Source organism: Tenacibaculum sp. TC6 (assembly GCF_050606265.1).
Classification (GTDB): Bacteria; Bacteroidota; Bacteroidia; order Flavobacteriales; family Flavobacteriaceae; genus Polaribacter.
The window spans coordinates 20,572-32,667 of record NZ_JBOCUK010000035.1 but is presented as its reverse complement, the minus strand read 5'-3'; the positions used below and the strand labels follow the sequence as shown (position 1 = coordinate 32,667).

The window sequence follows — 12,096 nt, the reverse complement described above, 5'->3', positions numbered from 1 at the left end:
GTGCGCTTTTTCTTGTGTGGACTCGTATTCATAAAATAAGTCTAATTTGTGTCAACTTATTTTAGGACGGGACATTTTATTGAAAAAAAGGACACAGTGTTGTGTCCTTTTAATTATTTTTTAGTTGATCATTGAAGATCTAGATCCTCCAGATTGGAAGATAGCTCTCATTCTGTTTCTTTGACCGTCAGTAAACATATACATACAAGCATCATCTGTATAGTCCATGTAGTTCATAGTCATATCTGGACTTTGACAGTTAGTTGTTGGATAAGAAGGACAACCGTAGTTTGGTCCGTCTGAAGAAGGAGTATCAGCTACGAAGTCATCTTGACGACATCTTCCGTCACCCCAAATGTGACGTAAGTTTAAGTAGTGTCCGATTTCGTGAGTCATAGTACGTCCTTTGTTGAAAGGAGCTGATACATATCCTGTATCTCCAAAATATTGAGAACCACATACTACTCCGTCAGTAGAAGAGTTACCTCCTGGGAATTGAGCGTATCCTAAAATACCTCCACCTATGTTACAAACCCATACGTTTAAGTGAGTTTCCGGTGTAATAGGAGGGTAAGCAGATTTTACTGCATCATTAGTTCCCCATGAAGTTTTTGAGTTAGCATGTCTAAAAGTACCTGCTAAAGTGAAAGAGAAACCAGCATCAGTTACATCGTTTTCAAAAGTAGTTCCTGATGGTAAATTTAAGTCACTGTTAGTTCCTCTATAGTCATCGTTTAATACTCTAATTTGTGAAGCAATTTGAGCATCGCTTATGTTTTCATTTGAATTGCTATAGATTACGTGTACATACACAGGAATATTGATAACTCCTAATCCGTCTGCAATTGGAGCAACATCTACATCACCACCTCCGGTGTTACCTCCTGGTTTCCCTTTACCAGCAGTTAATTTTCTTGTAGCATACTCGATGTTATACATTTTCTTGTATAACTTTGGGTTTTCTTTTAATTGACGGTTTAAAACTTTCATAGAATGACATTGGTCATTAGCACCTCTGGAATTATTTTCCTCAGTTTCTAAGTAAAAGTCACTCATGTCAATTGATTGTTCTTGGGTTAATGGAGCATCGTTTTTTGATTCATCTTGACATCCCACTAAAACAGCAACAGCTACTGCCATTGTAAAAAGAATTTTTTTCATGTTTAAAAATTAAAAATTAATTAAATGTTTATGAAAAAAACCGTTCTACCACCCCTTTGTTAAAAAGGAGTTAATTTTTTGCTATTTAAACAAAAACAGAAGGGTTTATTTAACGATTCCCAATATATAACTTTTTTTTAATGATGAAAATACTTTTTTTTAACACAAAAAACAACACTAAATCCCTTTAAAATTCACTTGTAAGAGAGTATTTACCTCTTTTAAATTTTTCGCAACAAAAACAAATAAAAACTCAAAAAACGTCAAATCAAGTCATTACACATTGAAAAAACAAACAAAAACACCCCCTTTTGTTGAATTCCAAACACATCTTGTTTTCTTGTTAATTTATTCATTCTGTAGAATCGTTTTTTATAAATATATTTACAAAAAAATAACGATTTATGGAAAATTCATTTAATAGCAAAGTTTTAGTTGCCCAAGTATCTCAAACAGAAAGAATAGCTTTTTATAAAAAAACATACGCACATGTAGCCGGAGGTGTTTTTTTATTTTTAGTTTTTGAGTTTTTATTTTTACAAAGTGCTACTTTGGTAGACTTTGCCTTATCTATGACCCAAGGTTATAAGTGGCTTTTATTATTAGGTGGTTTTATGCTTGTGACTAACTATGCTGAAAGTACTGCTTTAAAAACATCTGATAAAAACATGCAATACTTAGCCTATGCTCTTTATGTTTTTGCTGAAGCTTTTATTTTTATCCCTCTTATATTTATTGCTATCAGCTACACTAATAGTTTAGATTTACTAAAACAAGCGGCTATAGTTACTTTAGGTTTATTTGCCGGAATTTCTTCAATTGTATTTATTACCAAAAAAGATTTTTCGTTTATAAGAGCCGGATTAACAGTTGGTTTTTTTATTGCAATTGCCTTAATAATTGCCGGAGCAATTTTTGGTTTTAATCTTGGTTTATGGTTTTCAGTAGGGATGTGTGTACTTGCAGGAGGTTCTATTTTATACCAAACATCTAATTTAGTACATAAGTTTTCAACAGATGATTACATTCCGGCTGCTTTAGGCTTATTTGCTTCTTTAATGTTATTGTTTTGGTATGTAATTCAAATCTTTTTATCGAGAGATTAACCACTAAAAAATATTAATCAATAAAAAAGCATTGGTTAACCAATGCTTTTTTATTATTCTTTATTTACTTCTTACTTAACTTAACATCATTTTGGCTTTTTTAACCGCATTTACTAAGATGTCTATTTCTTCTTTTGTATTATAAAAAGCAAATGATGCTCTTACGGTACCCGGAATACAGAAAAAATTCATAATGGGTTGTGCACAGTGATGTCCTGTTCTTACCGCTACTCCAAGTTTGTCTAATATTGTACCTACATCATACGGATGTATTCCTTCTAAGTTGAAAGAAATAACTGAGGTTTTATGGGTGGTTCCGTAAATTTTTAAGCCTTCTATTTTTTCAAGCTCTTGTGTTCCGTATACTAATAATTCATTTTCTTGCTTAGCTATGGCATCAAACCCAATGGCATTCATATAGTCTATAGCCACTCCAAAAGCTATTCCTCCACAAATATTTGGTGTACCTGCTTCAAATTTATGAGGAAGTCCAGCATAGGTAGTTTTTTCAAAAGTTACTGTTTCTATCATTTCTCCACCTCCTTGGTATGGTGGCAATAGGTTTAGCAATTCTTCTTTGCCATACAACACTCCAACACCGGTTGGTCCGCACATTTTATGAGCAGAAGCTACATAAAAGTCAACATCTAATTCTTGCACATCCGGTTTTATATGAGGACAGGCCTGTGCTCCGTCAATTAAAACATAAGCACCAAACTTATGTGCTGCATGTATAATTTCTTTTATAGGATTAATAGTACCTAATGCGTTAGATACATGATTACAAAAAACTAGTTTAGTATTCGCATTCAATAACTCGTGATAAACATCCATTCGCAAAGCACCATCTTCATCCATAGGAATTACTTTTAATACTGCTCCTGTTTTTTCACATAACATTTGCCAAGGCACAATATTAGAATGGTGTTCTAATGCTGATACAATAACCTCATCTCCTTCTTTTAATAAAGAGGCATAGCCTGAAGCTACGATATTAATACTGTGTGTGGTTCCGGCTGTTAATATAATTTCATATGAATGTTTTGCATTAAAGTGCTTTTGTACTTTAATTCGGGCTTCTTCATATTTATCTGTTGCTTCTTGACTTAACGTATGTACTCCTCTGTGAATATTTGCGTTATAATTTGAATAGTAATCAACAATAGCATCAATAACTACCTGAGGGGTTTGAGAAGTTGCTCCGTTGTCAAAATATACTAAAGGTTTCCCGTTAACTTTTCTGTTAAGAATCGGAAAATCTGCTCGAATTTTTTCTATGTTAAACATATACTCACTAATTTAAAACAAAGGTAAGGCTTGCATTTTAAAAATGAGAACAATCAATTAAATTATTACATTTGCTAAAAACGTTGACAATGAAATTATTAAAAAGAAGTCTCTTGGTTATTTTAATTATTTTAGCCATTGCTTTTTATTACAACTATCCTAAATTAAACATCTTGGCAGGGTACTCTGCTAAAAACATGGCTTCTTCTGTATACTTAGCCGGTAGAACATTAGCTTTTACAGATAGTACCGATAATAATTTTTCTCCTATTAATTTAACTTCTGATAAGATTAACCGCGAAGAAAAATCGGCAACAGGTTCTGCTTTTGGTTTACTAACCAGAAAAGCTATTTACAGAGATGGTTTGGGTTGTGTTTTAATTACGGATGATTTTGATACTTCAAAACCTTTTTTGGTTCCTCACAGAGCACAACCGGATATGACAACCCCCTATCCGTACGGAAATGCACCTCAAAAAGATACTGTTTTCAACTCTATTAATTACAATCAATTAAATACTGCCGTTAATTCAATTTTTAACAGTGTTAATAAAACCAGAGCTGTTGTAGTCTTATATAAAGACCATATTATAGCTGAAAAATATGATTCCGGTTTTACAAAAGATTCTAAATTGTTGGGCTGGTCTATGACTAAAAGTATTACCGGTACTTTAGTTGGTATTTTACAATGTAAAGGAAAAATAAATGTATATGATAAAGCTCCTATAGAGGCTTGGCAAAATGATGACCGTAAGAATATTACGATTCATAATTTATTGCAAATGAATTCCGGATTAGAGTGGGATGAGGATTATAATACAATTTCTGATGTAACTAAGATGTTGTTTTTAGAAAAGGATGTTACGGCTACTCAAATTAACAAACCTTTAGTAGGTAAGCCTAATGAAACCTGGAATTATTCATCAGGAACCACTAATTTACTATCTGGTATTTTACGTAAACAATTTACTACGCATCAAGAATATTTGGATTTTTGGTATAGTGCTTTAATTGATAAAATTGGCATGAACTCTATGGTTATTGAAGCTGATATGAGTGGTAATTATATAGGATCTTCTTATGCTTGGGCTACGCCGAGAGATTGGGCTAAATTAGGGCTTTTATACTTACATAACGGAGATTGGAACGGCACCTCTATTTTTGACAGTGACTGGGTAGATTATGCTACCACGCCTACACCTACTTCTGATGATTGGTACGGAGCTCAAATATGGTTAAATGCAGGTAATCGTTATCCTGATGTACCCAAAAACATGTTTTCTTTTAACGGTTATCAAGGACAAAATGTTTTTATTTTACCTGATCAGGAAATGGTTATTGTTAGAATGGGACTGACTAAAAATGCGGATATTAATGTATTTTTGAAAGATATTATTTCATCTATAAAAAACTAAAGCATGAATTCGTATTACTACGTATTATCTATCAATGGTTTACTCTTTATATTCAGTATTATTTTTTATTTTTTTCCTCCTAAGAAAATAAATTCAATTTACGGATACCGTACTCCAAAAACCATGAAAAATGAAACTATTTGGCATTTTGCCAACCGTTTTTTTACTAAACAATTTATTATTTATTCTGCTATATCTTTAGTAGCAGCTTTAATTTTAGTCTTTATATCAAAAAAAATAAGCTGGCAACCGATGGCTATTATGTTACTTTCTTTAGCCGTGTCTGTCATAAAAACAGAGCAAGAAATTTCAAAAAATTTTGATGAGGAGGGCAATAAGAAATAGCTGGTTTTATAGTATATCAAATTATTTAAAAAAAAGATGCTTATGTTTTAATTAAAACATAAGCATCTTTTTTATCTATTACTTAAACCCAGTAAAATAAGGCGGTCTGAATTGTTTAAAATTACTTTGTATACTCTTCTTTTAGCAAGGCTATATCATTAATAATTTTTTGCATTTCTTCTTTCTTAGTTCCATCATAAATCCCTCTGATACGTCGTTCTTTATCCACTAATACGAAGTTTTCTGTATGAATAAAATCATTCTCGTCACCATTTCCTTCATCTAAAACTGCAAAATAACTTTTACGTGCCAACTCATAAATATGCTTTTTGTCTCCGGTAGTTACATTCCATTTACCATCAACAACTCCTTTTCTTTCTGCATATTCTTTAAGTACCGGAATACTATCCATTACCGGGGTTACTGAATGTGATAAAAACATAACATCCTCATCATTTTTAAAATGCTCTTGTAACTCCGTCATATTACTTGCCATAAGTATACAAATGGTTTGACAGCGTGTAAAAAAGAAATCAGCTACATAAATTTTATGTTCATAATCTTTTTGTGTAATGGTATCACCATTTTGATTAATCAAAGTAAAATCTGCTACTGTATGATTTTTAGTTTTATTTCTTACCGATGCATCAACCAGTTTAGGGTTTACATCTGCCGGGCTATAAATAGGTAATTTATCTTCTACTTTTACCAAATGATAAAATACCGGTATGCCTACTGCCGTAAAAACAAGAAAAAAAATAAAGGTACTTTTTGACTTTTTAAAGAATTTTAAATCCATTCTTATAAAATTTTATGCAAAAATACGATGAAATACAGCTATATTACACGCTTAATTTAAAAAGTTTGTTAAAACAAAAGTTCTCACGCACAACAAACTTTTAGAACTCTTTTTAAAAACGTACATTTGTCAGATTTTAAATTTTAGAAACACCCCATTTATGGAAATTTTTATAAAAGCATCACAATTTATTTTAAGTTTATCATTATTAATTGTTCTGCATGAATTAGGGCATTTCATCCCTGCCAAACTATTCAAGACCAGAGTAGAAAAATTTTATTTATTTTTTGATTATAAGTTTTCATTATTTAAAAAGAAAATAGGAGAAACGGTATATGGTATTGGTTGGATTCCGTTAGGTGGATATGTTAAAATTTCCGGAATGATTGATGAAAGTATGGATACCGATCAAATGAAAGAAGAACCAAAACCTTGGGAATTCAGATCTAAACCGGCTTGGCAACGATTAATTATTATGTTAGGAGGGGTTACCGTAAACTTTATTTTAGGTATCTTAATTTACATTTGTTTATTATGGGCCTATGGTGAAAAGTTTTTACCTAATGATAATGTAAAAGATGGTATTTGGGTTCAGGATGAACTTGCTACCAATTTAGGCTTGCAAACCGGAGATAAAATTGTAAGCATTGACGGTAAAAAAATAGAGAGGTTTGGTGAACTTCCTATTGAGTTTATTAACGGAAATACATACACTATTAATAGAAATGGTGAAACTATTCAAAAAGAAATTCCTACAGATTTTATTTCAAAATTAGTTGATAGAGACAAAAACGCAGGTAGCTTTATTACTCCAAGATATCCTTTTGTTATTGCAGAAGTTTCTAAAGATTCGCCTAACCTTAACAGTGGTTTACAGCCAAAAGATATTATAATTGCTATTAATGGTGAGCCTGTTACCTATTTTGATCAGGCTAAAGAGTTGTTAGAAAAATATAAAGGACAAAAAATTGATGTTATTGTAAATCGTGAAAGCAATAAGGTAACTGTACCGGTTAGTGTAACTGACAAGGCTACCTTAGGAGTTGCTTTGGGTAGTTTATCTTTACCTGATTTAGAAAAATTAGGGTACTACCAATTAGCCAGTAAGTCGTATTCGTTTACAGAAGCTATTCCTGCAGGAACTAAAAAGGCATGGACTACTTTAGCCAACTACGTAAAACAGCTTAAAAAAATAGTAAATCCTAGTACCGGTGCTTATAAAGGTTTAGGAGGTTTTATTTCTATTGGTAGTATTTTTCCTTCAGAATGGAGTTGGTACGCTTTCTGGAATATTACTGCTTTTCTTTCTATTATGTTAGGTTTTATGAATTTACTACCTATTCCTGCTTTAGATGGTGGACATGTAGTGTTTACTTTATGGGAAATGATAACCGGTAAAAAACCAAGTGATAAGTTTTTAGAATATGCTCAAATTACCGGGTTTATTTTATTACTTGCCTTACTTCTTTTTGCCAACGGAAACGATATATTTAGAAAATTCTTCTAGTTTTAAAAACATAAAAAGCAAACTCCCGAAAAATTATCTTCGGGAGTTTTTTTATTTTTACTGTATGGAACTCCAACCTCCGCATAGAAAAATTATTCATGTAGATATGGATGCTTTTTATGCATCTGTTGAGCAACTTGACAATCCTGAATTACAGGGTAAACCGGTTGCTGTTGGTGGTAATGAAATTAGAGGTGTCGTTTCTGCCGCCAGCTATGAAGCCAGAAAATTTGGCGTAAAATCGGCTATGAGTGGCGTTTTAGCCAAACAAAAATGTCCTCATTTAATTTTTGTAAAACCTCGTTTTGGAAGGTATAAAGAGATTTCTAAGAAAATCAGAGCTATATTTTATGATTACACTGATTTAGTAGAACCCCTTTCTTTAGATGAAGCCTATTTAGACGTTACAGATAATAAGAAAGGAAATCCGTCTGCCAGTTTAATAGCGCAAGAAATTCGTCAACGCATATGGGATGAAATAGGCTTACGTGCCTCTGCCGGTATTTCTATTAATAAATTTTTAGCCAAAGTAGCTTCTGATATTAACAAACCTAATGGTCAGAAAACAATTAAACCTGATGAAGTTATAGAATTTCTAGAAAAACTATCTATACATAAATTTTACGGCATAGGTAAGGTTACTGCTGCCAAAATGTACAATCTTGGAATTTTCACAGGACTGGATTTAAAACAAAAAACCTTAGATGAACTTACAACTTTATTTGGAAAATCAGGATTACATTATTATAACATTGTAAGAGGTATTCAAAATAGCAAGGTTAAGCCGGACAGAGCCAGAAAATCAATAGCAGCAGAAAGAACTTTTAGTGATAATATTTCTTCGGAAATTTATATGTTAGAGCGTTTAGATAGTATTGCCAACGAGTTAGAGCAAAGAATGCTTACTTCAAAAACAAAAGGAAAAACGCTTACCTTAAAAATTAAGTATAGTGATTTTACTCAGCAAACCAGAAGTAAAACCGTAACAGACTATATTTACTTAAAAAAAGATTTTATGCCTTTGATTAAAGAATTACTATATCAAGATAGTTTAAGAGAATCTGTAAGATTATTGGGTATTTCTTTCAGTAATTTAGATACCGAAAAAAAAGAACCTGTTTGGGTACAACTTTCTTTTGATTTTTAATATAAAGGCATTTTTAAAGAGACTCTTGTTCCCGCCGGATTATCGTTTTTATCAATCAGATCGGTATATACTAATGAGTAGTTATTTTGAAATTCATTAGTAAAATTTCTCAACCTTTGTTTAGTTAACTCAATACCTATTGATTTTCTTTTTAATGATTTACTTGTTTTAATTTTTAAAGCTTCTTCTCTACCAATACCATTATCTTCAATATCAATTTGAATGTATTCATCTGAGATTTTTGAGACGGTTAACACCACTTTTTTCTCTCCTTTTTTTGATGATAATCCGTGCCAAATAGCATTCTCTAAAAACGGTTGCAGTATTAAAGGCGGTACTTTTACTTTTTCTAAATTAATTGCTTCATCAATTTTTTCTACATAATCTATTTCATTTGAAAATCGAATATTCTCAATACTCATATACAAATTCATTGTTTTCAATTCTTCATGTAAACTAATTTCCTTTGTTTTAGAAGATTCTAAGATACTTCTAATAAGTTTTGAGAATTTATTTAAGTAATAAACAGCATTTTTTTGCTCGTTATTAATAATGTATAATTTAATTGAATTTAAAGCATTAAATACAAAGTGAGGATTCATTTGACTTTGCAGTGCCTCTTGTTCTAACATTAATATTTTCTTATCATTACTTAACAATCTTTGTCCGTATATAGCATATAATAAAACACCAAAAAGCGCTATAGAAACCAAAGCAATAATTAAAACATTCCTGTTACGGGTTAGTTTAAGTCTTGTTATTTCATTTTCTTTAGCTAAACTTTTTATCTGATTATTCTTAACCTCATTATCGTATTTATTAATCAGGTTGTTTACATATAAAACATTTCTATCATTAAACGTTTTTTTGCTCCCTTCTATAGCTTTTTTATAATATTCATATGCTTTTTTATAGTCTTCTTTTACCTTATATATTTCTGACAAGTATTCATACGATGCATTTATATTTGCAGGTATTCCATATTTTAAACCGGTATCTAAAGCTTTGGTAATATTTTGCTCAGCTTCTTCTAAATTACCCATTTTTATCTGGCAATAACCTAGGGTATTATACACATCTGATATATAGTAATTGTTTCCTATTTCATTCGCTAACTCTTTAACCTCAATAATCGTTTCGAGGGCTTTTTCATATTCTCCTTTTAATATCAAAATATTACTGATACTGTTATGGCAAATAACCTTTCCTAAGGTAGATTTTATTTCATTATTATACTGAAGTGATTTATAGTAATGTTCAAGAGCATTATCAATATCTCCCAAATTTTGAAAGGCAAATCCTATATTTTGATGATTAATAGCCAATCCTCTTTTATCATTTAACTCATACTGAGTTTCCATTGCTTTTTCAAACTTTTCAAGAGCCAATTTGTATTGTCTAAGAGCCAGATATATATTACCTATACTATTTTCAGAAATACTTTTACTTTTCTTTATATCTGATGAAGGAGGATCAAATCGACTAGCCAGTTCTAAGGCATATTGATGGTAGTTTAAAGCACTTCTTATTTTGTCTTGCCTTCTATACACCACTCCAATCATATTTAATGTGATAATTTCTGCGGGTACTTCTTTAATATGTCTGGATAATTCTAAGGCTTTTACATGATTTTCAATAGACTCTTTATACAACGTTTTGTTTCTATAATCTCTCCCAAGCAAGTTATAAGCATATATTTCACCATAAGCATTATTGGCACTCAAACTTTCGTCAAGTAACTTGTCTATTTCAGCTTTATTAAATCTAAGATTGCTAAAATAGCTTTGAACCTCAAAGTAATCAGTAAATTTTTTCTGAAAAAAAGCAGTTATAATACTATCATTTTTAACCGATTTTTTTTGAGAGTACACACAAAAATCAATACCAATTAGAAGAACAATTAAGGGAAGATACTTTTTCATTAAACTTTAAAATTTATCTAAAAAGTCAGATTTTTTCTGTCTTGATACGGGTATTTTATGATTATTTTCTAAAACTACATAACCATCTGATTTTAAAAACTCTTTTATTTTATTCAAATTAATAATGTATGAATTATGAATTCGAAAAAAATGATCTTCGGGTAATAAGGCGTTAACCTCTTTAAGTTTTTTAGTAATCACTATTTTTTTGTTATTCGTAGTGTAAATTGAGCTGTAATTTCCGTCAGACTCAACAAATAAGATTTCAGATTCTTCTAAAAAGATAAGTTTACCATCTGTGTTAAATGTAATTTTTCGTCGATTAAATCGCTTATTAAAACTCGATAGTATTTGGGCAAACTTATTTGAATTATTGGTTTTTGAATGGTATGCTTTTATTCGGTTTAAAGTTTCTTCCAAATCATCAGAATCAATAGGCTTTAACAAATAATCGATAGCCTGATTTTTTAGGGCTTTAATTGCATATTCGTTATACGCTGTGGTTATAACAACTGCAAAATCTTTTTTATCAAGCTTTTCTAATAACTGAAATCCATCCATAGTTGGCATTTCAATATCTAGAAACAAACAGTCAAGTGAATGTGAGTTAAGATACTCTATTGCTTTTTCTGCTTCTGTAAAGGTTTCTACTACCTCCAAATCATCGCTAAAATTAGATAACTCCCAAGTAAGACCTTGAATGGCTTTAGGTTCATCATCTACAATAACAGCTTTTAACATACTATGCATTTTGTATCAAATGTAACCTATAAAAAGTTAAAAATAAAATCGAAACGTTTTGATTTTCATTCAAAAACATCTCCATTTAAACCTACTATAATATTTAAAATACCATTTACACATCAAGTTATGCAAATTATACATTAAGCTTTTATAAAATTATTTTTTAGCTTCATATTTGTAGTGTAATATACAAGGGGAATCATTTTGATAATTGGGGGATTAATCAATAATGATAATTAAATGAAAAAGCACTACAATTGTAGTGCTTTTTCTTTTTATATACTACACAGTAATAGTATATATAATACAACAAAAAAGCTGTCTTGTACAAGACAGCTTTTTAAATTCATATAAAATCAATGTTTCTTATGCTTCAAACGGCACTACAGAAACATAAGACTTATTATCTCTCTTCTTCTCAAACTTTACAACACCGTCAACTTTAGCATGTAATGTATGGTCTTTTCCCATATATACATTTTCTCCAGGGTTGTGTTGAGTTCCTCTTTGACGAACAATAATGTTACCAGCAATAGCTGCTTGTCCTCCAAAGATTTTTACACCTAAACGTTTCGATTCCGATTCACGACCGTTCTTCGAACTACCGACACCTTTCTTATGAGCCATCTTATTTCAGTTTTTTTTAGGTTAAACTTATACGGA

Annotated in this window: 11 protein-coding genes; 5 read left to right on the top strand and 6 right to left on the bottom strand. The window is 30.9% G+C overall.

The window, feature by feature from the left end; translation table 11 throughout:
• Positions 1-120: 120 nt before the first annotated feature.
• Complete coding sequence (locus ACQY1Q_RS14895; protein WP_431006120.1) at positions 121-1,161, bottom strand: M43 family zinc metalloprotease; 1,041 nt, start codon at positions 1,159-1,161, stop codon at positions 121-123.
• Positions 1,162-1,565: 404 nt separating this feature from the next.
• Here ACQY1Q_RS14895 and ACQY1Q_RS14890 point away from each other — a divergent pair, with 404 nt between their 5' ends.
• Positions 1,566-2,267, top strand: coding sequence for a Bax inhibitor-1/YccA family protein (locus ACQY1Q_RS14890; protein ID WP_431006119.1), 702 nt, complete (start codon positions 1,566-1,568; stop codon positions 2,265-2,267).
• A 75-nt stretch (positions 2,268-2,342) separates the two neighbouring features.
• Here ACQY1Q_RS14890 and ACQY1Q_RS14885 read toward each other — a convergent pair whose 3' ends face one another.
• Positions 2,343-3,554 carry an aminotransferase class V-fold PLP-dependent enzyme gene (locus ACQY1Q_RS14885; protein ID WP_431006118.1) on the bottom strand — a complete coding sequence of 404 codons (1,212 nt, stop codon included), beginning with the start codon at positions 3,552-3,554 and terminating at the stop codon, positions 2,343-2,345.
• 89 nt (positions 3,555-3,643) lie between these two features.
• Here ACQY1Q_RS14885 and ACQY1Q_RS14880 point away from each other — a divergent pair, with 89 nt between their 5' ends.
• Together ACQY1Q_RS14880 and ACQY1Q_RS14875 are read left to right on the top strand one after the other, a co-directional pair.
• Positions 3,644-4,969, top strand: a complete 1,326-nt coding sequence (locus tag ACQY1Q_RS14880) for a serine hydrolase domain-containing protein (protein ID WP_431006117.1) — start codon at positions 3,644-3,646, stop codon at positions 4,967-4,969.
• A 3-nt stretch (positions 4,970-4,972) separates the two neighbouring features.
• Positions 4,973-5,314, top strand: a complete 342-nt coding sequence (locus ACQY1Q_RS14875; RefSeq protein ID WP_431006116.1) for an SdpI family protein — start codon at positions 4,973-4,975, stop codon at positions 5,312-5,314.
• A gap of 121 nt (positions 5,315-5,435) precedes the next feature.
• Here the strand turns inward: ACQY1Q_RS14875 and ACQY1Q_RS14870 are convergent, their stop codons facing one another.
• The gene (locus ACQY1Q_RS14870) at positions 5,436-6,113 is read right to left on the bottom strand and encodes an SCO family protein (RefSeq protein WP_431006115.1); all 678 of its coding nucleotides are present in this window, start codon (positions 6,111-6,113) and stop codon (positions 5,436-5,438) included.
• Between the two features lie 160 nt (positions 6,114-6,273).
• On the opposite strand from ACQY1Q_RS14870, the gene rseP reads away from it, so the two are divergent.
• Positions 6,274-7,620, top strand: coding sequence for an RIP metalloprotease RseP (rseP, locus tag ACQY1Q_RS14865; RefSeq protein WP_431006114.1), 1,347 nt, complete (start codon positions 6,274-6,276; stop codon positions 7,618-7,620).
• Between the two features lie 64 nt (positions 7,621-7,684).
• Complete coding sequence (dinB, locus tag ACQY1Q_RS14860; RefSeq protein ID WP_431006113.1) at positions 7,685-8,767, top strand: DNA polymerase IV; 1,083 nt, start codon at positions 7,685-7,687, stop codon at positions 8,765-8,767.
• Here dinB and ACQY1Q_RS14855 read toward each other — a convergent pair.
• From ACQY1Q_RS14855 to rpmA, 3 genes are all read right to left on the bottom strand, one after another.
• Positions 8,764-10,689, bottom strand: coding sequence for a tetratricopeptide repeat-containing sensor histidine kinase (locus tag ACQY1Q_RS14855; RefSeq protein ID WP_431006112.1), 1,926 nt, complete (start codon positions 10,687-10,689; stop codon positions 8,764-8,766). The genes dinB and ACQY1Q_RS14855 overlap by 4 nt on opposite strands.
• A 6-nt stretch (positions 10,690-10,695) precedes the next feature.
• On the bottom strand, positions 10,696-11,430 hold the full coding sequence (locus ACQY1Q_RS14850; protein WP_431006111.1) for a LytR/AlgR family response regulator transcription factor: 735 nt from the start codon (positions 11,428-11,430) through the stop codon (positions 10,696-10,698).
• Positions 11,431-11,799: 369 nt separating this feature from the next.
• The gene (gene rpmA / locus ACQY1Q_RS14845) at positions 11,800-12,060 is read right to left on the bottom strand and encodes a 50S ribosomal protein L27 (protein WP_431006110.1); all 261 of its coding nucleotides are present in this window, start codon (positions 12,058-12,060) and stop codon (positions 11,800-11,802) included.
• Positions 12,061-12,096: the final 36 nt, after the last annotated feature.